At 58.5% G+C, this 22,329-nt stretch carries 18 protein-coding genes and 1 other RNA gene; 10 read left to right on the forward strand and 9 right to left on the reverse strand.

Annotation, left to right across the window (positions count from 1 at the left end):
• Positions 1-27: 27 nt before the first annotated feature.
• The 6 genes from CE491_RS27165 to CE491_RS27190 all read right to left on the reverse strand — a co-directional run bounded on the left by CE491_RS27165 (position 28) and on the right by CE491_RS27190 (position 8,767).
• Positions 28-1,854 (reverse strand): site-specific integrase, encoded by a 1,827-nt coding sequence (locus CE491_RS27165; RefSeq protein WP_110951398.1) that lies wholly within the window; start codon positions 1,852-1,854, stop codon positions 28-30.
• Positions 1,855-1,966: 112 nt separating this feature from the next.
• Positions 1,967-2,358, reverse strand: a transfer-messenger RNA (tmRNA) gene (gene ssrA, locus CE491_RS27170).
• Between the two features lie 113 nt (positions 2,359-2,471).
• Positions 2,472-2,762 carry a hypothetical protein gene (locus CE491_RS27175; protein ID WP_110951399.1) on the reverse strand — a complete coding sequence of 97 codons (291 nt, stop codon included), beginning with the start codon at positions 2,760-2,762 and terminating at the stop codon, positions 2,472-2,474.
• Between the two features lie 210 nt (positions 2,763-2,972).
• On the reverse strand, positions 2,973-5,783 hold the full coding sequence (locus tag CE491_RS27180) for an FAD-binding and (Fe-S)-binding domain-containing protein (protein ID WP_110951484.1): 2,811 nt from the start codon (positions 5,781-5,783) through the stop codon (positions 2,973-2,975).
• Positions 5,784-5,853: 70 nt separating this feature from the next.
• A complete protein-coding gene (gene lldD / locus CE491_RS27185; RefSeq protein WP_110951400.1) occupies positions 5,854-6,999 on the reverse strand; it encodes an FMN-dependent L-lactate dehydrogenase LldD in 1,146 nt (381 codons plus the stop codon).
• Positions 7,000-7,069: 70 nt separating this feature from the next.
• Entirely contained in the window at positions 7,070-8,767 is a 1,698-nt protein-coding gene (locus tag CE491_RS27190) for a lactate permease LctP family transporter (RefSeq protein WP_110951485.1), read from the reverse strand.
• A gap of 418 nt (positions 8,768-9,185) precedes the next feature.
• On the opposite strand from CE491_RS27190, the gene CE491_RS27195 reads away from it, so the two are divergent.
• Positions 9,186-9,953 carry a GntR family transcriptional regulator gene (locus CE491_RS27195; protein WP_110951401.1) on the forward strand — a complete coding sequence of 256 codons (768 nt, stop codon included), beginning with the start codon at positions 9,186-9,188 and terminating at the stop codon, positions 9,951-9,953.
• A gap of 122 nt (positions 9,954-10,075) precedes the next feature.
• On the opposite strand, the gene smpB is transcribed toward CE491_RS27195, so the two are convergent.
• On the reverse strand, positions 10,076-10,558 hold the full coding sequence (smpB, locus tag CE491_RS27200) for an SsrA-binding protein SmpB (protein ID WP_110951402.1): 483 nt from the start codon (positions 10,556-10,558) through the stop codon (positions 10,076-10,078).
• Positions 10,559-10,686: 128 nt separating this feature from the next.
• Between smpB and CE491_RS27205 the strand changes: the two genes are divergently transcribed.
• The 3 genes from CE491_RS27205 to CE491_RS27215 are packed head-to-tail and all read left to right on the forward strand — an operon-like array spanning position 10,687 to position 12,842.
• On the forward strand, positions 10,687-12,090 hold the full coding sequence (locus CE491_RS27205) for a sodium-dependent transporter (RefSeq protein WP_110951403.1): 1,404 nt from the start codon (positions 10,687-10,689) through the stop codon (positions 12,088-12,090).
• A gap of 7 nt (positions 12,091-12,097) precedes the next feature.
• Positions 12,098-12,532, forward strand: a complete 435-nt coding sequence (locus tag CE491_RS27210; protein ID WP_110951404.1) for a type II toxin-antitoxin system RatA family toxin — start codon at positions 12,098-12,100, stop codon at positions 12,530-12,532.
• Positions 12,525-12,842 (forward strand): RnfH family protein, encoded by a 318-nt coding sequence (locus tag CE491_RS27215; RefSeq protein WP_110951405.1) that lies wholly within the window; start codon positions 12,525-12,527, stop codon positions 12,840-12,842. The genes CE491_RS27210 and CE491_RS27215 overlap by 8 nt, the downstream gene beginning before the upstream one ends.
• 88 nt (positions 12,843-12,930) lie before the next feature.
• Here the strand turns inward: CE491_RS27215 and CE491_RS27220 are convergent, their stop codons facing one another.
• Positions 12,931-13,455 carry an outer membrane protein assembly factor BamE gene (locus CE491_RS27220; RefSeq protein WP_110951406.1) on the reverse strand — a complete coding sequence of 175 codons (525 nt, stop codon included), beginning with the start codon at positions 13,453-13,455 and terminating at the stop codon, positions 12,931-12,933.
• A 98-nt stretch (positions 13,456-13,553) separates the two neighbouring features.
• Between CE491_RS27220 and fur the strand changes: the two genes are divergently transcribed.
• Positions 13,554-13,961 carry a ferric iron uptake transcriptional regulator gene (fur, locus tag CE491_RS27225; protein ID WP_110951407.1) on the forward strand — a complete coding sequence of 136 codons (408 nt, stop codon included), beginning with the start codon at positions 13,554-13,556 and terminating at the stop codon, positions 13,959-13,961.
• Positions 13,962-14,050: 89 nt separating this feature from the next.
• Here the strand turns inward: fur and recN are convergent, their stop codons facing one another.
• A complete protein-coding gene (gene recN, locus CE491_RS27230; RefSeq protein ID WP_110951408.1) occupies positions 14,051-15,724 on the reverse strand; it encodes a DNA repair protein RecN in 1,674 nt (557 codons plus the stop codon).
• 276 nt (positions 15,725-16,000) lie between these two features.
• On the opposite strand from recN, the gene grpE reads away from it, so the two are divergent.
• The 5 genes from grpE (at position 16,001) to carA (ending at position 22,291) form a co-directional block, all read left to right on the forward strand.
• Entirely contained in the window at positions 16,001-16,567 is a 567-nt protein-coding gene (grpE, locus tag CE491_RS27235) for a nucleotide exchange factor GrpE (protein WP_110951409.1), read from the forward strand.
• Positions 16,568-16,671: 104 nt separating this feature from the next.
• Complete coding sequence (gene dnaK / locus CE491_RS27240) at positions 16,672-18,591, forward strand: molecular chaperone DnaK (RefSeq protein WP_110951410.1); 1,920 nt, start codon at positions 16,672-16,674, stop codon at positions 18,589-18,591.
• 335 nt (positions 18,592-18,926) lie between these two features.
• A complete protein-coding gene (dnaJ, locus tag CE491_RS27245) occupies positions 18,927-20,057 on the forward strand; it encodes a molecular chaperone DnaJ (RefSeq protein ID WP_110951411.1) in 1,131 nt (376 codons plus the stop codon).
• Positions 20,058-20,067: 10 nt separating this feature from the next.
• Positions 20,068-20,874: a 4-hydroxy-tetrahydrodipicolinate reductase gene (dapB, locus tag CE491_RS27250; RefSeq protein ID WP_110951412.1), complete on the forward strand. Its 807-nt coding sequence runs from the start codon at positions 20,068-20,070 to the stop codon at positions 20,872-20,874.
• Positions 20,875-21,154: 280 nt separating this feature from the next.
• Complete coding sequence (carA, locus tag CE491_RS27255; RefSeq protein WP_110951413.1) at positions 21,155-22,291, forward strand: glutamine-hydrolyzing carbamoyl-phosphate synthase small subunit; 1,137 nt, start codon at positions 21,155-21,157, stop codon at positions 22,289-22,291.
• Positions 22,292-22,329 lie beyond the last annotated feature (38 nt).

Here is a 22,329-nt window from a genome sequence, read left to right on the forward strand (position 1 = left end):
TCGGTAGAGAATTCTACTACTCCCCCTTCATAGGGTCCTTGAGCGCTTTTTCCTATGGTTCGCGATACTGTTGACTAATACTTCTCCAAAACGACTTTCGAAATCGACTTTGTAAGAGGTCAGTCGTTCGATTGCTGCCGGAATAGGTAAATGCATTAATGCCTTCAGCTTTTGCTCGTTAGTAGCTCCGGCATCATAATGTTTGCCAGCAATAGTTTCGGCAACATGGCCGGTGATAGCATCGATAATGCTTTGATCGACGGGGTTCCCATCTCGACGAGCATTCCGCAGATTGGTTTCCAGCGTATGTCTGAAGGAGTAGATACTTTTGCCGTCGTACGGGACATGCACGCCAATCTCAACGAGATATCCTTTCGGCGCTTCATTAAAGAATTTCCCGGCTGCCTTTGCCCAGCCCTCTTTATTGTGATCTGCTTCATCATCTCGCCCTGGAAGGTAAGACAGTCCGTCTCCGAGCAGCTTTTTCTGGTTCTCTTGGCGCAAGCTCGCGACGTAATCTAGAAAACCTAGCTCCAATAGTTTCGGGTGAATAGGTACATGTCTCGCTTCGCCCGTTTTTATCCTTTTTGCTTCATGGCTTTTGGGCGCATCCGGGCAGAAGTCTATGCATGGAAGTCCATCGATTTCTCTGATATCAGCGGTATCGAGCTGCGCGATCTCGTTGGTTCGTGCGCCTGTAAAATACCCAATAAGTGGAACCCAAAACCAAAACGGATACGCTTTGCTTCTGTTGGTTGGGAGGGCGCCGACATAAATATAGCCGGAAAAAATCTTTTCCACGTCCGACTGAGAAAAAGGAACGCCCTCGCGAGTTCTGGCGGAATCACGTTTTTCCACATTGTTGATGACCAAATCGTCTGGGCGTACATCGGTTAGATCAAGGATACGGCGAGCGTGTTCCTGGATTTGCTTCATAAAGCTCAGTAGCGCACTGAGACGTTCATGCCCGATCATTTCCTCCGGCTTGTCAGTCATGAGTTCGTCGAAGTCTGTTGGATCAGGAGCTATAGATGCTTTGGCTCCGCTACGGACGTTCAGGGCGGCGTCGTAGGCTTCCTGCCAATCGCGCTTCGTAAGTTTGCGTACTGGAGTGTGCCTAGTGAGGATGGTCATCACCCGGGCTAGTCTCTCGCGCTCTTCGAGCGTGCCGCTGTGCCTTGCCTGGCCGCCCTTGGACGATAGGTTTTTCCGATCTCGATCTAGTTGATGCTCCCAGACCTGATAAAGCGTCCACTCTGACGTCATCGGATCGTATGCTTTCCGTTGCGCGGCTTGGGCTGGAGTTGCCGGCAATACGTCGCCTCTGACTAATTCATCACGTACGCGCGGCAGTGCCTTGCGCAGCTCCGTAGGTAAATAGCTTTCGGTTGAAGCTAGCAATCGTTTTGCCAACGGTTCTAGGCTTTCAGGTATGTCACGTCCATATGCGCCCGTCAGAAGTCGGCCGACCTCGCTGCGGCGCTGTCGAGCCTCAAGCTCCGCGTCTGAGAGAATCTCAGGAGGCTCAGTAGCGTCGCTTTCTGAGCTCCCCCAAACCCCGTGCTGCGGCGAGGAGGAAGTAGCCTTGGCTAGCTGCTCAAAAATCTCGTAATCCTCTTCAGAGGGCTCATAGTCGTCTTGTGAGGACATCATCAATACCCGGTCGAAAACTGATTCGTAGCGGACAGCATGCTGCCTTGCACGCTTTAGAGCTAGCTTTTGGCTGTCAGTTTTTAGTGACCGCCGAATTTCGCGTTTGCCCTTAACAATTGATCGTATTGATGCGGGGATGACTATCCGAAAATAGTATGTGCCGTGGCGGTTTCGTGAGAGGTACGAGGGGACTTGTTTCATGGGAGGCACCGGCTGATGCCTCACCAGAGTGTCACGCCTTGGTGGCGCACAAGCTAAAAATACTAGCTTCTGACAGCACAACGCCCCGAAAACGGGGCGCTGTGTAAGGATATGGTGGAGCCGGGGGGATTTGAACCCCCGTCCGCCAGTACTCCGCTTTCGGGCCTACATGCTTAGCCGTGTCTATTAAGTTAACCCTCAGCGACCCGACGGGCAGGGTGCTTTGGGCGAGCTGTGTAAGTTTTAGCCGATTCGTCCACAGCGTACTGCACGGCGATCCTGTTCTGTATGACAATCATTTCGGGTTTACAGGCATCCCCTGATGATTGCTGGAGCCGAAGCTACCAGAAGGAAGGCTAGCGCCGCTTACGCAGCGAGAGCTTGTTCCCCGTAGGTTTCGTCATTGGCAACTATAGAAAGTTGCAACAGTGGATTTACGACTTCTGTTACCAAGTCGGCATGCCCCTAAAGTTTCATCACCGGCGTCGAATCCTAATCGGCCCCAATTCTGCTGCTCTAGCAGTCAGGCCGCGGAGTGTACCCGAATCAATGGGATACGTCACCTCACGCGTCGCTGCAGATTGATGGGTCGGCTCAAGGCCGACCCCGACCAATCATTACTTGGCGGTGCCGCCTTCGCTACCCGAACCAATGTTTTTCAGATTTTGGATAGCTTTGGTGGTGATCTCGATACATTTTTTGTCATCGCCCGCTTTCTGAGCCGCGAGCGCTTGTTCCTGGGCGGTGTCGGTCTCACTCTTGGTGTCTGCGCTCAGGTTGGAGGCAGAGGAAGTCTGCGCATCTTTCAGGGTCTGCAGGTTGGCGCCGCAAAGGTCGTCGGCAGCGAATACCGGGGAACCCAACAGTGCAGCGGTAAGAAACAAGCCAGTCAGTGCGGTGCGCTTCATGTGTATCTCCTTAAGCCTGTGGACTCGGTATGGCCGCTCTACGGGGCCGGTTTCCGAGATAGAGGTATAAGCGCCGACTGGGTCGTGGCGCTTAAAGAGATGGACTGTGCGCTATCACAGGGGTTCTATTTATTTTGCAAATGGTGTGAAAAAGCCATGTTGCAGCATGTGTCGGCAAAAATGGGGCGAACGTCGCCCCATTTGTGTGCATCAAGCGGATCTTGGTCGGGTGACGCGATCCACTAGATAGACCAGCCCGTGATAGTCGATGCCGCCATGCTGGGTGAGGCCGATCTCGCAGGTGCGACTGGTTGAAATCCCCTCGCTGCAATGCTGCACGGCATCGTTCAATGTGCGCAGCGAATGGGCGTTCAGCTCCGGTGTGGTGAAACCCTTGTCGCCGGCGAAACCGCAACAGTGGATGCCTTCGGGAATGACGACGTTGACGCTGCACAGCCGCGCCAATTCGATCAGCGCCTGGCTTTCGCCCAGATGTTGAGTGCTGCATGTGACGTGGACTGCGATGGCTTCTTGTTGCGGGGTGAACACCAGTTTGTCGAGCAGATGAGTGCGAATGAAGCGCACCGGATCGTAGAGATCAAGGCGGCTTTCCTTGAGATCTTCAACGAGGCGCAGGGTGCAGGGGCTGGTGTCGCAGTAGATCGGGTCGAGGCCTCCGCGGCTGGCCTTGGTCAATGCGGCGAGCAGTTGCTGACGCTTTTCCTCGGCCTGCCCGTTGTAGCCTTTTGACGCGAAGGGTTGGCCGCAGCACAGGCTGTCCTGATCTTCGGGAAAGACCACTTGATAGCCCGCTTTTTCCAGCAGCCCGCGGGTCTTGTCCATCAGTGACATCTGCTCGAGATCGGCCGCTGCAGGGCCCATCACTCGCGACACACACGCAGCGAGGTACACCACACGCGGCCGCTGATCTTCGATCGGTGGGGTGAAGCGAATGGCGTTTTCCGCTTGCGGCATCGCCGGTGTCCACTGCGGGACGCGACCGGATGAAGCCTTGGTCAGCACGGCAGAAAGCTTCGCCAGTCTTGGCGCCCCCAATAACATGCGCGCGCCGTTGGCAGCATGCAGGGTAAATCGGGCACCTTTCAGCGCACTGGAGAAATGCTCGGCCAGCCAACCTGCGGTCTTGCCATGAGTGGCTCGCTGCGCGCGCAGTTTCTTCACCAGCTCGCCGGTATTGATGCCTACCGGGCAGCGTTGCGCGCAAAGCCCGGTGGCGGCGCAGGTGTCGATGCCCTGGTACTGGTAATTGCGCTCTAGCTCGGTGGTGTCGGTGCCTGCACGTTTTTTCGCCTGAATATCGCGCCACATGACGATGCGCTGGCGGGGGCTCAGGGTCAGGCCTTTCGAGGGACAGACCGGCTCACAGAACCCGCACTCGATGCACTTGTCGACGATCTCGTCGGCAGCTGGCATCGGCTTGAGATGCTTGAGGTGGATCTGCGGGTCTTCGCTAAGCACCACGTCGGGGTTGAGGATGCCGTTGGGATCGAGCAGGCGCTTGAGTTGCCACATCAATTGATAGGCGTCGCTGCCCCACTCGAGCTCGACGAAGGGTGCCATATTGCGGCCGGTGCCGTGCTCGGCCTTGAGCGATCCGTTGAACTCGACCGCCACCAGTTGCGTGACGTCATCCATGAACGCCGAATAGCGGGCGACTTCTTCCGGGTCGTTGAAGCCCTGGGTGAAGACGAAGTGCAGATTGCCTTCCAGCGCGTGGCCGAACAGGATCGCTTCGTCGTAATGATGCTTGTCGAACAGTTCGATCAGGCGGCGGACGCCGATTGCCAGTTGTTCGACGGGGAAGGTCACGTCCTCGATGATCACCGTCGTGCCGGTCTCACGTACGGCTCCAACGGCAGGGAATGTGTCCTTGCGAATGGCCCAGAGGCGTGCGTTTTCAATGGGGTCTTCGGTGAAGTCGACCTGCTTTTCCACCGGGAAATGTGCGATCGAGCCCATGATCTGCGCCAGCTGTTCGTGCAGCAGCGGTTGAGTGGCTGCCCGGGCTTCGATCAGAAGGGCGCAGGCATTTTCCGACAGCTCGCGTACGAAAGGCGGCATGCCGGGTTTGTTCTGTACCGAGCGCATGCTGCGTCGGTCGAGCAATTCGACTGCAGACACCGGCTGGGTTTTCAGCACGGTCACTGCGTTGCAGCAGGTTTCTACATCCGGGAACACAATCAGCGCCGAGGCTTTGTTCGGATGGTCGAGCACGGTGTCGTAAGTCACTGCGCTGATGAAGCCAAGTGTGCCTTCGGAGCCGACCAGCAAGTGGCTGAGGACATCCAGCGGCTCTTCGAAGTCGACCAGGGCGTTGAGCGACAGGCCCGTGGTGTTTTTCAGGCGATATTTGTGGCGAATCCTTGCCGCGAGTTCGGTGTTGGCGCGGGTCTCGCGGGCCAGTTGAGCCAGGCGCTCCAGCAGCTCGCCGTGGCTTGCCCGAAAGGCCGCGACGCTGGCGGCGTCTTCGGTGTCGATACGGGTGCCATCGGCCAGCACCAGGCGCATGCCGGCCAGCGTGTGATAAGTGTTTTGCGCCGTGCCGCAGCACATGCCACTGGAGTTGTTGGCGACGATTCCGCCAATCTTGGCGGCGTTGATCGATGCCGGATCAGGACCGATCTTGCGTCCGAACGGGACCAGCCAAGCATTGGCCTGTGCGCCGATGACCCCAGGTTGCAGGCGGATCTGCTCGCCCTCGTGGCGAATCTCCCGACCGTTCCAGTTATCGCCGAGGACCAGCAACACCGAGTCGCTGATGGCCTGGCCCGAGAGACTGGTGCCTGCCGCGCGGAATGTCACTGGAACACGGTCGACCTGCGCCAGCTTAAGCAGCGTCACGACTTCGTCTTCGGATTCGACGCGGATCACCAGCTTGGGGATCAGCCGATAGAAGCTGGCGTCGGTGCCAAAGGCGAGGGTCGACAACGGATCATCGAAGCGACGCTCGGCGGGGATCAGGCGCTTCACGTCGGCGAGGAAAGCGGTGGGCAGGCTCATGCTGTGTTCCATGCTGTCATCCTGGTGGCGCTGCGGCATCTGACATGCCGCGTGCGGTATGGGCGGTCGCTCAGGCCAGCTGTTCACGGACCAGCAAATCGCGGGTGATTTCGTTGACGGACTTGGCGCCGGTCAACACCATCGCCACGCGCATTTCCTTCTCGAACAAGTCGAGCAGATTTTTCACGCCCGCTTCGCCATGAGTCGCGAGGGCGTAAATGAAAGCGCGGCCAATCAGCACGGCGTCGGCGCCCAGGGCGATCATGCGCACCACGTCCAGCCCGCTGCGAATGCCCGAATCGGCGAGGATCTTGAGCTCGCCCTTCACCGCATCTGCGATGGCTGGCAGAGCACGGGCGCTGGACAGCACACCATCGAGCTGACGACCGCCGTGGTTGGAAACGATGATCCCGTCAGCGCCGAAGGTCACGGCGTCGCGGGCGTCTTCGGGGTCGAGAATGCCTTTGATCAGCATCGGGCCGTCCCAGAATTCGCGGATCCACTCCAGGTCTTTCCAGGAAATCGACGGGTCGAAATTGTTGCCAAGCCAGGCAATGTAGTCGGTCAGACCAGTGGGGTTGCCACGATAGGCCGAGACGTTGCCCAGATCGTGGGGGCGACCATTGACGCCTACGTCCCAAGCCCACTGCGGATGGGTCATGGCTTGCAGGACGCGGCGAATCGGGCCGTTCTTGCCGCTCATGCCGGAGTGAAGATCCCGATAGCGGGCACCGGGTACCGGCATGTCGACGGTGAACACCAACGTCTTGACTCCTGCGGCCTTGGCGCGCTCGAGGGCGTTGCGCATGAAGCCGCGGTCCTTAAGCACGTAAAGCTGGAACCACATCGGGCGGTCGATGGCCGGGGCGACTTCTTCTATCGGGCACACCGACACTGTGGACAGGGTAAATGGAATGCCTTTGGCCGCTGCCGCGCGCGCAGCCTGCACTTCGCCGCGACGGGCATACATGCCGCACAGGCCGACCGGGGCCAGTACCACCGGCATGCTCAACGTTTCATTGAACAGCGAGGTTTGCAGGCTCAGTTCGGACATGTTCTTCAGCACGCGCTGACGCAGGGCAATGCTGGCCAGGTCCGAAACGTTGTGGCGCAGGGTGTGTTCGGCGTAGGCGCCACCGTCGGCGTAGTGGAACAGAAAGGGCGGAAGCTTGTGCTGCGCGGCTGCGCGATAGTCGGTGGAGGCGGAAATGATCATGGGGTCTCGCAACATTGAGTGAGCGGGGGCAGCGACCGGGCGCCTATCAGCACGCCCGGCGCTCGTCTCGTTAATGAACAAGCATGCCGGTCAGCCAGTACGCCTGGACGTACGTGATACAGCCGACGATGGCGGCGAAAAAGATGCTGTGCTTGAGGGTGAAGCGGAACAGGTCCGACTCTTTACCAACAAGGCCGGAGGCCGCACAGGCGACGGCGATCGACTGTGGCGAAATCATCTTGCCGGTCACGCCGCCGCTTGAATTGGCGGCCACCATCAACACGTCACTGACGCCCACTTGATGCGCGGTCGTGGCTTGCAGCGAGCCGAACAGCGCATTGGACGAGGTGTCAGACCCGGTCAGGAACACGCCCAACCAACCGAGGAACGGCGAGAAGAACGGGAATGCCGAACCGGTGGCCGCCAATACCAGCGCCAGCGTCGTGGACATGCCCGAGTAGTTCATGACGAAGGCAAAAGCCAGCACCATACCGATGGACGCGATGGCCCAACGCAACTCGGTCAGCGTCTCTTTGAACGTGGTCAGACCGGTTTTAACGCCTATGCGCAACACGATCATTGCCAAAATTGCCGAAACCAGAATCGCGCTACCCGTCGCAGCGAGCAGGTCCAACTTGTAAACGGCCGGCATTGCGGTGGGATTGGCCACGATCGGCGCAACCTTCATCACCAGGTTGTCCAGGTGCGGCACCGAGAAACTCATGGTCAGCGCCTGCAGCGCACCTCCGGCGGCGAACAGGGCCTTGAACGGCTTCAGGGTCCAGATCGTCACCACCACTGTGAGAATCAGGAACGGGGACCAGGCTTTGAAGATGGTGCCGACCGAGTGCGGCGATTTCGTAGTGGTGCGTGGTTGACCGAAGCCCCCAGGCCCACCCCCCATCAACACCGCGCTGCCGCCTGCGCTGGCCACTTGCACGTCGGCCGCGCGCGCCGGTTGCCAGACTTTCAGGAAAAAGGTCAGGCAAACGAGACTGACCAGCGCCGAGGTGATGTCTGGCAGTTCCGGGCCGATGAAGTTGGAGGTCAGAAATTGCACGATGGCGAAGCTGCCGCCTGCAACCAGCGCGGCGGGCCAGGTTTCTTTCACGCCTTTGACGCCGTCCATCATGAACATTAGCCAGAACGGCACGAACATCGACAGCAGCGGCAACTGGCGGCCTGCCATGGCGCCGATCTTGAACGCATCGATTCCGGAAACCTGCCCAGCCACGATGACCGGAATTCCCAGGGCGCCGAATGCGACCGGCGCGGTGTTGGCGATCAGGCACAGCCCGGCTGCGTACAGCGGGTTCAGACCCAGGCCTACGAGCAAGGCGGCGGTGATGGCCACTGGCGCGCCGAAACCTGCCGCACCCTCGAGGAAGGCACCGAAGCAGAAACCGATGAGCAGGACCTGCAGGCGTTGGTCGTCAGTGATCGACATGATCGAGCTTCGAATGATCTCGAACTGGCCGCTTTTGACTGTGAGTTTGTAGAGGAATACGGCCGCTACGATGATCCACGCGATGGGCCAGAGGCCATAGAGGAAGCCATAGACCGCCGCGGCGATTGCCATATCGGCGGGCATCTGGAATGCGAAGATCGCGACCAGGACAGCAAGCACCAGGGTGATGGTGCCCGCGACATGTCCCTTGAGCCGAAACACCGCCAGGGCCAAAAAGAAGAACACGATGGGAACGACTGCAACCAACGCCGAAAGGCCCAGGCTGCCGAGTGGTGTGTAGAGCTGTTGCCAGGTTTGCATGTAGGAGGCCCCTAGTTGTTTTTGGTTAGGCCCGGTGTCCATGTCTTACGTGCGCGGCTCCTGCAAGCGACAACTGTTTGTCTGTCGTCTTACCGGCGCTGACGAACGAATCGCACAGCTCACCAGCTCAAGCCTTTCACCGTCGTGAATGACTTGCGGCGTTCGTGGAGGATGACCACTAATCGCCGGCATCGAAAAATTGGTAATACCAATTTACAATGTCTTGGCGCTAAGTTAAAAGCCTTGGCCATGGTGTGTCAATTTATGACGCTAAAACTTTTGTAGTACATGGCCCGCTTATTTGCTGAGTTGGCAATTTGTCCTACATCTGCCGGGTGAATGTCTGAGCGCTATCAGCGAGAATATGCGCCCCCGCTGTTATGTCAGACGAGGGGCACTGGGATGTGGAGTGAGGGGTATGGGCTTTGATCAGGTGCGTCAGCGCCGCTTGTCTGATGATATCGTCGAACAGCTCGAACGAATGATCCTTGAGGGCACGCTCAGGGCAGGCGGGCGTTTGCCGGCCGAGCGCGCGCTGGCCGAGCAGTTCGGTGTATCTCGCCCCTCGTTGCGCGAAGCCATTCAGAAACTCACTGCCAAAGGGCTGCTGGTCAGTCGTCAGGGCGGGGGCAATTACGTGGTCGAGAACCTGGGGTCGACATTCAGCGACCCGCTGCTGCATCTCCTGGAGAGCAGCTCCGAGGCCCAACGCGACCTGCTGGAGTTTCGCCATACCCTCGAAGCGTCCTGCGCCTATTACGCCGCGATTCGCGCGACAGATGTCGATCGCACCCGCCTGCGCGAAGCGTTCGATGCCTTGCAGGATCGCTACAGCCGGGTCGATGAAGTGAGCCGCGCGGAAGAGGGCGCGGCCGATGCGAACTTCCATCTGGCCATTGCCGAAGCCAGTCATAACGCCGTCTTGTTGCACACCATCAGAGGCCTGTTCGATCTGCTCAAGCGCAACGTCGTGACCAACATCGGTGGAATGTACAAGCAGCGCGCAGAGACTCGCGACATGCTGATCAATCAACATCGTGAGTTGTACCAGGCGATCATCGAAGGCCGTGCGGACGATGCTCGCGAGGTATCGAGCCGTCATCTGCTGTACGTGCAGGAAGTGCTGGAAGAGGTGCGTCAGCAGGTGCAGCGCACTGCCAGGGCTGAGCGGCGTAACGGGATTTAGAGGCTATGCAAGCACTGTGGGAGCGCGCTTGCCCGCGATGACGTTGCGTCAGACGCTATAGATGTCTCTGACGCAACGTCATCGCGGGCAAGCGCACTCCTACAGATAAGGCGCCTGAAGAGTCAGTCTTCCTTGCCCTTGGTCCGCACGGCGCGTTGCAGCTCGCGATCGGAATCGCGTTCGCGCTCGGTGTGGCGCTTGTCGTATTCCTTCTTACCCTTGCCCAGAGCGATTTCGCACTTGATCAAGTGCTGTTTCCAGTAAAGGGAGAGGGCGACGGCGGCATAGCCTTTCTGCGAAACAGAGGTGATGAGCTTGTCCAGCTCGCGCTTGTTGAGCAACAGTTTACGGGTGCGTGTCGGGTCAGCGATGACATGGGTACTGGCTGTCGTCAACGGCGAGATATGGCTGCCCATCAGCCAGGCCTCACCGTCCTTGAGCAGCACGTAACTGTCCACCAGCTGCACCTTGTTGGCACGCAGGCTTTTTACTTCCCAACCGGCCAGGACCAGACCGGCCTCGAACTTGTGTTCGATGAAGTAATCGTGTCGCGCCTTCTTATTCTGCGCGATGGTCCCTGTGGGATGTTTCTTGAGCTTGGCCATAGGCGACGCATTATAGGGATCAACGGGCCTCTCGGCTATGGGCTCCGATAGCGTGAAGCTGTGCGCTTGAGCACGTGGAGTGAATCCCGGACAATGCGCGATCTTTTTTGGTGTTGGACGTGTCAACGATGTCGACGGACAAGGTTTCAGTCCACGGTAGCTGGGCGAGTCGCTGGGTGTTCATTCTGGCCGCCACTGGCTCCGCGGTGGGGTTGGGCAGTATATGGAAATTTCCCTACATGGTCGGCGTCTATGGCGGCGGCGCATTCGTGCTGGTGTTTCTGACGTGCATCGCGCTGATCGGCATTCCGGTGATGATGGCCGAGACACTGATCGGTCGGCGCGCCCGGCAAAGTCCGGCCAACGCCTTGAAGGTGCTGGCGCGGGAAGCCGGTCATTCGGGCAAATGGTCCTGGGGCGCATTCGCCGGGATGATCACTGCACTGTTGATTCTTTCTTTTTATAGCGTGGTCGGCGGCTGGTCGCTGGAATACATCATCGATGTCGGCAAGGGCGATTTTCAGGCAGTGACGCCTGACGGGGTCGGCGCGTTTTTCGATGCGATGATCGCTGACCCCTGGCGTCTGGTGGCCTGGCATACGGTGTTCATGCTGCTGTCGGCGATCACCATCGCCAAGGGCGTGAATGCGGGGCTGGAGCGCAGTTTGCGTATCCTGATGCCGCTGCTGTTCGTGTTAATGGTGATTCTACTGGGCTACAGCCTGACCACCGGGCACTTCATGGAAGGCGTGCATTTCATGTTCGACTTCAAGCCCGAGCAAATCATGGAAGGCCTGCTCCCGGCGATGGGGCATGCGTTCTTCTCGCTGAGTGTCGGCGTGGGGTCGATCATGATTTACGGCGCGTACATGACCAAGGAAGCCTCGATCAGTGCGACCGTGGTCGGGGTAGCGCTACTGGATACTTTCGTTTCGCTGCTGGCTGGCCTCGCTTTGTTTCCAATTGTTTTCGCAGCAGGCCTGAACCCGAGCGAAGGGCCGGGCCTGATGTTCGTCACCTTGCCTTACGCGTTTGGTAACGTAGCGTTCGGCACCGTGATGGGTGTGGTGTTTTTTATCCTCGTTGCCGTGGCTGCGTGGAGTTCGGCTATTTCGCTGTTGGAACCGATGGTGGCGTATCTGGTTGAACGCACCAAAGTACGCCGCGGCTGGGTGACATTCTGGCTATCGTTTATCTGCTGGTTCGTAGGTCTGGGCACGGTGTTTTCGTTCAACATCTGGAAGCAGGCCAAATTTTTCGTGAACGAAGGCGGCGCGTTTCACCTCTACCAGTGGGGTGCGACGGCAGGCCTGGACTTCTTTGGCGTGATCGATTTCTTCACGTCGAGGATCATGCTGCCGCTGGGTGGTTTGTGCTTCGTGATTTTCGCAGGTTGGGTGATGGGGCGTGAGGCGGTGCGCGACGAGTTGTCGGTACGCGGCCCGGTCCTGTTCGCCTTGACGTTCTTTTTGATGCGCTATGTGGCGCCGATCGGCATTCTGATTGTCTTTGCCGCTCAGCTTTGGAAATAACGCTGACATGACTACGCATATTCAACGCTCGGCCCTGTTGCCCTATCCCGCAAAGGCCCTGTACGACCTGGTCAACGATGTAGCTCGCTATTCGGAATTCCTGCCCTGGTGCTCCGGCGCCACGGTGCTCGAACACAGCGATACCTCCATGCGCGCTCGGGTCGAAGTGGCAAAAGGGGGGCTGAGTCAGCATTTCGTGACGCGCAACACGCTGACGCCGGGGCAGACCATCGAGATGAACCTTGAAGAAGGGCCGTTCAGCCAGTTGCATGGCGTCTGGACCTTCAAGGCGCTGAATGAGAAGGCCTGTAAGATCAGCCTCGATCTGTCCTTCGATTACTCTGGCTCCATCGTGCGAGCCACACTCGGCCCATTGTTCAATCAGGCGGCCAATACCCTGGTGGATGCTTTCTGTCAGCGTGCCAAAGAGCTCCATGGTTGAGTCGACGATTCGCGTTGAAGTGGTCTATGCCACTGCTGAACGCCAGGAGCTGATCGCGCTGGAAGTGCCTGTGGGTAGCACGGTGCTTGAGGCTATGGAGACGTCTGGCCTCGCTCGACGCTTTGGGTTGGACCTGGCTCGGTGCCCTGTCGGAATATTCGGCAAGGTCGTAGCGTCTCCTGAGACGCGTCAATTGGGGGAAGGTGACCGGGTAGAAATTTACCGCCCGTTGCTGGCTGATCCAAAAGAGGTGCGCCGATTGCGTGCGCAGAAAGCGGCATTGGCGAAAAAGCAGTCCAAACCGATTTAAATTTTGCATCGCTTCGATTTGGCGGACGTAAAAAAGCCCGGTATCGCCGGGCTTTTTTGTGCTGCCGATTTGAGTGCGGCGAAGAGGATCAGCGTGGATCGGTATCCAGCGGTTCCTGAGTCGGGACGGGAACGGTTTCGACCTTGTCGACGTCGTTCTGGATCTGCTCGAGCAGGGAGCCAGGCTTCGGCGGCTCTTCCTTCTGAGGCTGATCGCCTTTGTTTTCGGGGGTGACGTTGGTGTCGCTGCCTTTTCCGAGGATCGCCTCGTCGCGGCTTACACCTGGCTTGAAGTCACCGGAAAGGCTGGCCAGTTGATCGTTACCATTGAAGATCAGGCTGATACGTTCCTGTTGGCGCTCACCGCCACCTGGCTGCAGGCTGTACAGGTAGTCCCAGCGATCAGGATGGAAGGTGTCGGTCAACAAGGGGTTGCCCATGATAAACCGTACTTGCCGTCGGGTCATTCCCGGGCGCAACTGGTCTATCATGTCCTGCGTGACGACATTGCCCTGTTGGATGTCGATTTTATAAACCCCGGGGAATGAACAACCGGCGAGTGCGAGCAGTCCCACGAAGGTGAAACTGGTTAGCAAGAGCTTGGTGTTTTGCATCGGTGGGCGACTTCCACTATCTTGGCTGGGACAACGTAAACCCCGATCATACCTGCATTAAGAGAAGCTGCGAAGCAGCGTCTGCGAGAAAGCTGACCATGGTTGAAAATAGCGAACTACGCAAAGCTGGACTTAAAGTGACCCTGCCGCGGGTCAAAATCCTTCAAATGCTCGATTCTGCAGAGCAGCGCCACATGAGCGCGGAGGACGTCTACAAGGCGCTTATGGAGGCCAACGAAGACGTCGGTCTGGCGACGGTTTACCGTGTTTTGACTCAGTTCGAAGCAGCCGGGTTGGTGGTTCGCCACAACTTCGACGGCGGTCACGCCGTGTTCGAATTGGCCGACGGAGGCCACCACGACCATATGGTCAACGTGGAGTCCGGCGAGGTGATCGAGTTCTTCGACGAAGAAATCGAGAAGCTGCAGAAAGCCATTGTGGTCAAGCACGGCTTCGAGCTGGTGGATCACAATCTGGTGCTCTACGTACGCAAGAAAAAAGCGTAAGTTTTTTTCCGGTACAAAACAAAGGCGACCTCAGGGTCGCCTTTGTTGTCTCAGCGTATCTGCCGAATGATCGCGAGTGAAACGCGCCGTCAGGATTTCGTAGCCACCACCATCTTCTTCGCGTGGGCCAGCGATTCCTTGGTCAGATCGATCCCGCCCAGCATTCGCGCCACTTCTTCCACGCGTTCGCTCTTGCTGAGTTTGGAAACCGCGGTACGCGTGGCTTCTTCCTCGCGAACCTTGTGCACGAACAGATGCTGATGACCTTGTGCAGCAACCTGCGGCAGGTGGGTGACGGTCATGACCTGACCGCGTTCGCCCAGTCGGCGCAGCAACTGCCCGACAATCTCTGCAGTCGGGCCACCGATGCCAACGTCCACTTCGTCGAACACCAGCGTAGGAATGCGAGACGTCTGCGCGGTGATGACCTGAATGGCCAGACTGATCCGCGACAGCTCACCCCCTGACGCCACCTTCGCCAATGCCTTGAGCGGCTGACCGGGGTTGGCGCTGACCAGCAGTTCCACCTGCTCCAGGCCGTTGGGTGACAGCTCCTTGTCGACGTTTTCCCGCAGCTCGATATTGAAGCGCCCGCCCGGCATGCCCAGTCGCTGGATTTCATGCTCCACCGCATGCGCCAGTTGCGGTGCTGCACGCTGACGCAGGTCGCTCAGTTCGCGGGCCTTTTCCTGATAGTGGCGAGCGTAAGAGCCCAACTCATGCTCCAGACGTTCGATGGCTTCGTCGTTGGCATTCAGCGTTTCAATTTCGTCCAGCAGCTTTTGATGCAATGCTGGAACTTCGGTCGGCTGCACCCGGTGTTTGCGCGCCAGCGTGTAAATGGTGTCCAGGCGTTCTTCGATCTGTTGCAGGCGTGCCGGATCAGCCTCGAACCGATCCAGAAAACGATTGATCTCACCGACCGCTTCCTCGACCTGAATCTGCGCGCTGGAGAGCAGATTGGTCGCCTCATTCAGTGCGTCCGGCGAATTGTTGACGCTGGTCAGGCGATTGAGGCTCGCTGTCAGCGCATTCAGCGCATTGCCTGAATCGCTCTCGCTGCACAGCTCGACTACCTGTCGGCAAATGCCCAGCAGGCTTTCGGCGTTGGTCAGGGTAGTGTGTTCCTGCTCCAGCTGTTCCAGCTCGTTTTCGCCCAGGCTCAGGCCTTCGAGCTCCTCGAGCTGATAACTGAGCAGCTGGTGTTTGGCGCGCTGTTCGTCGCCGGAATTAGAGAGCCGCTCCAACTCGTAACGCGTCTGACGCCAGCGTTGAGCCGCCAGATGAACCTGGCGCGCGAGATCGGTGGCGCCGGCGTATTCATCCAGCAGTCGGCGATGGGTGTCGGTCTTGAGCAGCGACTGATGTTCGTGCTGGCTGTGGATGTCGATCAGCAGCTCGCCCAGGGCTTTCAGATCGCCTTGGGGGCAGGGCGTGCCGTTTATATAGGCGCGGGAGCGGCCTTCAGCCGTGATGACCCGACGCAGGATGCACGGGCCGTCGGTTTCCAGATCGCGCTCGGCGAGCCAGGCGCGGGCTTCAGGAATGTCGGCAACGTCGAACGTGGCCAGGATATCGGCCTTGTCGGCGCCCGGTCTCACAACGCCGCTGTCGGCACGATCGCCCAGCGTCAGGCCCAGAGCGTCGAGCATGATCGACTTGCCGGCACCGGTTTCCCCGGTGATGACGCTCATGCCGCGATCCAGTTCGAGATCCAGATGTTCAACGATGGCGTAGTTGTGTATGGACAGGTGCACCAGCATAAGGGCGGCTCCCAAGCGATTTGTCTGGTTATTTATACAGTCTTTTGCTTTCGGCTGACAATGCCCTGACCTGCCTCGATTTGACAGGCGGCAAACAATTTTCAGCACCGATCCCGGCGATGGACAGCTTCAATTACGATTCGACCCATGTCGGAAAATTTGTAGGGTTATTCGCGTTCTCATGCAACCAAACCCCTTGAAGCGGGAAATTACGGCCCCATATAGCCGGGCAGAAGCGTGAGTTGAGCTCACGGACGTAATTGGAAGGAGAGAACTATGGCTGACGAACAGAACCCGGATACGCAGGCTCAGGATCAAGCTGCAGATGCGGCGAACTCCGGAGAAGATTTGGCAACTCGCGTGCAAGTGCTGGAAGAGCAACTGGCTGCCGCCAAGGATCAGTCTCTGCGTGTGGCTGCGGATCTGCAGAACGTCCGCCGCCGTGCAGAGCAAGACATGGAAAAGGCTCACAAATTCGCATTGGAGAAGTTCGCTGGTGACCTGCTGCCAATCGTCGACAGCCTGGAGCGTGGCCTGGACCTGTCCAACCCGGATGACGAGAGCATCCGTCCGATGCGTGAAGGTATCGAGCTGACTCTGAAAATGTTCAGCGACACGCTCAAGCGCTATCAGTTGGAAGCCATCGATCCGCATGGCCAGCCATTCAATGCCGAGCACCATCAGGCAATGGCGATGCAGGAAAGCGCTGACGTCGAGCCGAACAGCGTGCTGAAAGTGTTCCAGAAGGGATATCAGCTCAATGGTCGCCTGCTGCGCCCGGCCATGGTCGTGGTCAGCAAGGCGCCGTCGCCTGTCGCACCGTCAATTGACGAGCAGGCTTGAAATCAGCTGAGTGGCCCCCATTTACAGGCCATGCGTTTAAAGAATTACCGCAATTTGTAAACGCAGTTGCGGCAACCTAATTTAAGTTTCGGGAGAGTCAAGACATGGGCAAGATTATCGGCATCGACCTGGGGACCACCAACTCCTGCGTTTCGGTTCTGGAAAACGGTGTTGCGAAGGTGATTGAGAACGCCGAAGGCGCGCGTACCACTCCTTCGATCATCGCTTACGCCAACGACGGCGAGACCCTGGTCGGTCAGTCCGCCAAGCGTCAGGCGGTCACCAACCCGCATAACACCCTGTACGCGGTGAAGCGTCTGATCGGTCGCAAGTTCGACGAAGAAGTCGTGCAGAAAGACATCAAGATGGTGCCTTACACCATCGCCAAGGCTGACAACGGCGACGCATGGGTTTCGGTCAACGACAAGAAGATGTCGCCTCCTCAGATTTCCGCGGAAATCCTGAAGAAAATGAAGAAGACCGCTGAAGATTATCTCGGCGAGTCCGTGACCGAAGCGGTTATCACCGTGCCGGCCTACTTCAACGACAGCCAGCGTCAGGCCACCAAAGATGCCGGCCGTATCGCAGGCCTGGACGTAAAACGCATCATCAACGAGCCGACCGCAGCCGCACTGGCTTACGGTATGGACAAAGCCAAAGGTGACCACACTGTCATCGTTTATGACCTGGGTGGCGGTACCTTCGACGTTTCGGTCATCGAAATCGCTGAAGTAGACGGTGAGCACCAGTTCGAAGTCTTGGCCACCAATGGCGATACTTTCCTGGGCGGTGAGGACTTTGACATTCGTCTGATCGATTACCTCGTCGACGAATTCAAGAAAGAAAGCGGCATGAACCTCAAAGGTGATCCGCTGGCGATGCAGCGCCTGAAAGAGGCTGCCGAGAAAGCCAAGATCGAGCTGTCTTCGAGCCAGCAAACCGACGTGAACCTGCCGTACATCACCGCAGACGCAACCGGTCCCAAGCACTTGAACGTAAAGATCTCCCGCGCCAAGCTGGAATCGCTGGTTGAAGACCTGGTTCAACGCACCATCGAGCCTTGCCGCATCGCGTTGAAGGATTCGGGTATCGACGTCGGTTCGATCAACGACGTGATCCTGGTCGGTGGTCAGACTCGTATGCCGCTGGTTCAGAAAGCGGTCACCGAGTTCTTTGGCAAAGAAGCCCGCAAAGACGTCAACCCTGACGAAGCGGTCGCCATGGGCGCTGCGATTCAAGGCGCGGTATTGGCTGGTGACGTGAAAGACGTTCTGTTGCTGGACGTCAGCCCGCTGACCCTGGGTATCGAAACCATGGGTGGCGTGATGACTGCGCTGATCGAGAAAAACACCACGATTCCTACCAAGAAATCGCAAGTCTTCTCGACTGCCGACGACAACCAGAGCGCCGTGACCATTCATGTGCTGCAGGGTGAGCGCAAGCAAGCCACTCAGAACAAGTCGCTGGGCAAGTTCGACCTGGCGGAGATTCCACCTGCTCCACGCGGCGTGCCTCAAATCGAAGTGACCTTCGACATCGACGCCAACGGTATCCTGCACGTCGGCGCGAAAGACAAGGCCACCGGCAAGACCCAGTCGATCGTGATCAAGGCCAACTCGGGTCTGTCGGATGAAGAAATCCAGCAGATGATCCGTGATGCTGAAGCGAACTCGGAAGAAGACCGCAAGTTCGAGGAGTTGGCCTCCGCTCGCAACCAGGGCGACGCGCTGGTCCACTCGACTCGCAAGCTGGTCGCTGACGCGGGCGATAAGGTGACGGCCGAGGAGAAGACCGCTATCGAAGCTGCCGTGGTGGCTCTGGAAGCGGCAGTGAAGGGCGGCGACAAGGCTGAAATTGATGCCAAAGTCGAAGAACTTTCGAAGGTCTCCGCTCCAGTGGCTCAGAAAATGTACGCCGAGCAGGCTGAAAAGCCTGAAGGTGGCGCGCAGGCCGCTCAGGAAGAGAGCAAGCCAGCCGATGACGTCGTCGACGCTGAGTTCGAAGAAGTGAAAGACCATAAGTAACGGATCATTAAGTAGGCGCAGGCTCACTTGATCGCCGGTCGACCGCTTTCGGGTGGTCGCTGGTAGGATGTCGCCGCGCGGGAGCTTGCTCCCGCGTTGGCGTGTCTGGAATACAGGAATTTTTCAGGTTCGCGGCGCTTCGTCGCGGGCTTTGTGGCAAAGCTGGACGCTCCTGCAGTCCGGCTTGTTCTGCCGCATTTCGGTCGATCGCAGGCCGTTGAACCAAGACCAGGATCGTTGAATTGACGTGAGTTGGGTCCGGGCCTGAAAGGGGCTCAACGAGTTCGGCAAACTCAGGAGGGTTTTGCCGGGCGTCCTCAAGAGTGCAGAAACTTATGTCAAAGCGTGACTATTACGAAGTATTGGGGGTGGAGCGTGGCTCCAGCGAGGCGGATCTGAAAAAGGCATACCGTCGCCTCGCAATGAAATTTCACCCTGACCGCAACCCGGGCGACAAAGCCTCGGAAGATGCGTTCAAGGAAGCCAACGAAGCGTATGAAGTGCTTTCCGATGCCAGCAAGCGCGCGGCGTACGACCAGTATGGTCATGCCGGTGTCGATCAGGGCATGGGCGGTGGTGGCCCGGGCTACGGCGGCGCGAACTTCTCTGACATCTTCGGTGATGTCTTCAGTGATTTCTTCGGTGGCGGTCGCGCAGGTGGCGGTGGTCGTGGCGGCGCCCAGCGTGGCAGCGATCTGCGTTACACCCTGGAACTGAATCTGGAAGAAGCTGTTCGCGGCACTACCGTCAGCATTCGCGTGCCGACGCTCGTCAACTGCAAGCCATGTGATGGCAGCGGTGCCAAGAAAGGCTCCTCGCCTATCACGTGCCCGACCTGTGGCGGCATTGGCCAGGTGCGCATGCAGCAGGGTTTCTTCTCCGTACAGCAGACCTGTCCGCGTTGCCACGGCAACGGCAAGATCATTTCCGATCCTTGCGATTCCTGCCATGGCGAAGGTCGTGTCGAGGAATACAAGACCTTGTCGGTCAAGGTGCCGGCGGGGGTCGATACCGGCGATCGCATTCGCTTGTCCGGCGAAGGCGAGGCGGGTGTGCAGGGTGGGCCAACGGGCGATCTGTACGTCGTGATCAACGTGCGCGAGCACGCGATCTTCCAGCGCGACGGCAAGCACCTGTACTGCGAAGTACCGATCAGCTTTACCGACGCTGCATTGGGTGGCGAGCTTGAGGTGCCGACCCTGGACGGCCGCGTCAAACTGAAAATCCCGGAAGGCACTCAGACCGGCAAGCAGTTCCGTCTGCGCGGCAAGGGCGTTGCGCCGGTGCGTGGCGGTGGCGCGGGCGACCTGATGTGCCGTGTAGCGGTGGAAACGCCGGTCAATCTCGGTCGTCGTCAGCGTGAATTGCTCGAAGAGTTCCGTGCTTCGCTTGAAGGCGACAGCTCGCACTCGCCAAAAGCCAGTGGTTGGTTCGAAGGCGTGAAGCGTTTCTTCGGCGATCTGTAAGGAGCAGGGCATGCGACGTATTGCTGTGATGGGTGCTGCCGGGCGCATGGGCAGGCATCTGGTCGAAGCCGTTCAGGAGCGCGCGCCGCTGACCGGGCTGACGGCGGCGATCGTTCGTCCGGGTAGCACCATGATTGGTGCTGACGCCGGCGAGCTGGCTTCGCTGGGCAGAATTGGTGTGCAACTGACGGGCAACCTGGAACAGGTCGCGGACGAGTTCGATGTCCTGATCGATTTCACCTTGCCTGACGTGATGCTGAAAAACCTGGCGTTCTGCCGCAAGGCAGGCAAGGCCATGGTCATCGGCACCACCGGCCTGAGCGCCGAGCAGAAGCATCTGCTGACAGAGGCAAGCAAGGAGATTCCGATCGTCTTTGCGTCCAACTTCAGTATTGGCGTGAACCTGTCGTTCAAGCTTCTGGAGCTGGCCGCGCGGGTGATGGGTGAAGATGCGGATATCGAGATCATCGAAGCGCACCACCGTAACAAGGTCGATGCGCCTTCGGGTACGGCCGTCAGCATGGGCGAGGTGATCGCTAAAACGCTGGGGCGCGATCTGAGCAAGGTCGCGGTCTACGGACGTGAGGGCCACACCGGGGTTCGTGCGCGCGACACCATCGGCTTCGCCACCGTACGTGGCGGTGACGTGGTCGGTGATCACACGGTTCTGTTTGCTGCAGAGGGCGAGCGTCTGGAGATCACCCATAAGGCGTCCAGCCGCATGACCTTCGCCAAGGGGGCAGTGCGTGCCGCGCTGTGGCTCGATGGCAAGGAGGCGGGTCTGTACGCCATGCAGGACGTGCTCGATCTGCGCTAAGCTGCTGCAGGATCCGCGCAACAACGCGGGCGGGATGGGTGTTTTACCTGTATCCTGCCCGCGGTTTCACACCGCCACGCGATGTCCTGTCGCATTCTCCAGCCTTAAAGGCGTTTTAGCGGTGGATTAAAAAAGCCTTTTTCTGTAAGCTACAGCTTTAGTGTGTCCACTAAAAGCGCGCAGATAATTCGATTAATGAAGCGGGGTGACGTGTCTATACGTCATTCCGCTTTTTTACAACCTGCGATCGCCCTTTCAGGCTTTATTACGGGAGGTCTTCTTGACTAAGCCAGCCATACTCGCCCTTGCTGATGGCAGCATTTTTCGCGGCGAAGCCATTGGAGCCGACGGTCAGACCGTTGGTGAGGTGGTGTTCAACACCGCAATGACCGGCTATCAGGAAATCCTTACCGATCCTTCCTATGCCCAGCAAATCGTCACTCTGACTTATCCTCACATCGGCAATACCGGCACCACGCCGGAAGACGCCGAGTCGGATCGCGTGTGGTCGGCGGGTCTGGTGATTCGTGACCTGCCACTGGTAGCGAGCAACTGGCGTAACAAGTTGTCCCTGGGTGACTATCTGAAGGCGAACAACACCGTCGCGATCGCGGGTATCGACACTCGCCGCCTGACCCGCATCCTGCGTGAGAAAGGGGCGCAGAACGGCTGCATCATGGCCGGCGACGACATTTCCGAAGAAGCAGCCATAGCCGCCGCGCGTGGCTTCCCGGGCCTCAAAGGCATGGACCTGGCGAAAGAAGTCAGCACCAAAAAGAGTTACGAATGGCGCTCCAGTGTCTGGGGTTTGAAGACTGACAGCAGTCCTGAAATCGCTGCAGCGGATCTGAAATATCACGTGGTCGCCTACGACTACGGCGTCAAACTGAACATCCTGCGCATGCTGGTCGAGCGTGGCTGCCGCGTGACGGTTGTACCTGCGCAAACCCCAGCTGCAGAAGTCCTCGCGCTCAATCCTGACGGCGTCTTCCTGTCGAACGGCCCGGGGGATCCAGAACCTTGCGACTACGCCATCCAGGCGATCAAGGATGTGTTGGAAACCGACATCCCGGTATTTGGCATCTGCCTGGGCCACCAACTGCTGGCGCTCGCTTCCGGCGCGCGGACCATTAAAATGGACCTGGGCCATCACGGGGCAAACCACCCTGTGCAAGACCTGGATACCGGCGTAGTCATGATCACCAGCCAGAACCACGGTTTCGCGGTAGACGAAGCGACCCTGCCGAACAATGTTCGCGCTATTCACAAGTCGCTGTTCGACGGCAGCCTGCAAGGCATCGAGCGTACCGACAAGGATGCGTTCAGCTTCCAGGGGCACCCTGAAGCGAGCCCGGGTCCGACAGACGTCGCCCCGCTGTTTGATCGCTTCATCACAGCCATGGCCAAGCGCCGCTGAGCGGCTGACTTGCGACTGTAGCGAGCAGGTGACTGCGG

Origin of the sequence: Pseudomonas bohemica (genome assembly GCF_002934685.1) — a bacterium.
GTDB classification, from domain to species: domain Bacteria; phylum Pseudomonadota; class Gammaproteobacteria; order Pseudomonadales; family Pseudomonadaceae; genus Aquipseudomonas; species Aquipseudomonas bohemica.

Bases quoted from the DNA above. Each gene is read 5' to 3' on its own strand.
- CE491_RS27165 (WP_110951398.1), bottom strand. From the start codon at position 1,854: ATGAAACAAGTCCCCTCGTACCTCTCACGAAACCGCCACGGCACATAC.
- CE491_RS27175 (WP_110951399.1), bottom strand. From the start codon at position 2,762: ATGAAGCGCACCGCACTGACTGGCTTGTTTCTTACCGCTGCACTGTTG.
- CE491_RS27180 (WP_110951484.1), bottom strand. From the start codon at position 5,783: ATGAGCCTGCCCACCGCTTTCCTCGCCGACGTGAAGCGCCTGATCCCC.
- lldD (WP_110951400.1), bottom strand. From the start codon at position 6,999: ATGATCATTTCCGCCTCCACCGACTATCGCGCAGCCGCGCAGCACAAG.
- CE491_RS27190 (WP_110951485.1), bottom strand. From the start codon at position 8,767: ATGCAAACCTGGCAACAGCTCTACACACCACTCGGCAGCCTGGGCCTT.
- CE491_RS27195 (WP_110951401.1), top strand. From the start codon at position 9,186: ATGGGCTTTGATCAGGTGCGTCAGCGCCGCTTGTCTGATGATATCGTC.
- smpB (WP_110951402.1), bottom strand. From the start codon at position 10,558: ATGGCCAAGCTCAAGAAACATCCCACAGGGACCATCGCGCAGAATAAG.
- CE491_RS27205 (WP_110951403.1), top strand. From the start codon at position 10,687: ATGTCGACGGACAAGGTTTCAGTCCACGGTAGCTGGGCGAGTCGCTGG.
- CE491_RS27210 (WP_110951404.1), top strand. From the start codon at position 12,098: ATGACTACGCATATTCAACGCTCGGCCCTGTTGCCCTATCCCGCAAAG.
- CE491_RS27215 (WP_110951405.1), top strand. From the start codon at position 12,525: ATGGTTGAGTCGACGATTCGCGTTGAAGTGGTCTATGCCACTGCTGAA.
- CE491_RS27220 (WP_110951406.1), bottom strand. From the start codon at position 13,455: ATGCAAAACACCAAGCTCTTGCTAACCAGTTTCACCTTCGTGGGACTG.
- fur (WP_110951407.1), top strand. From the start codon at position 13,554: ATGGTTGAAAATAGCGAACTACGCAAAGCTGGACTTAAAGTGACCCTG.
- recN (WP_110951408.1), bottom strand. From the start codon at position 15,724: ATGCTGGTGCACCTGTCCATACACAACTACGCCATCGTTGAACATCTG.
- grpE (WP_110951409.1), top strand. From the start codon at position 16,001: ATGGCTGACGAACAGAACCCGGATACGCAGGCTCAGGATCAAGCTGCA.
- dnaK (WP_110951410.1), top strand. From the start codon at position 16,672: ATGGGCAAGATTATCGGCATCGACCTGGGGACCACCAACTCCTGCGTT.
- dnaJ (WP_110951411.1), top strand. From the start codon at position 18,927: ATGTCAAAGCGTGACTATTACGAAGTATTGGGGGTGGAGCGTGGCTCC.
- dapB (WP_110951412.1), top strand. From the start codon at position 20,068: ATGCGACGTATTGCTGTGATGGGTGCTGCCGGGCGCATGGGCAGGCAT.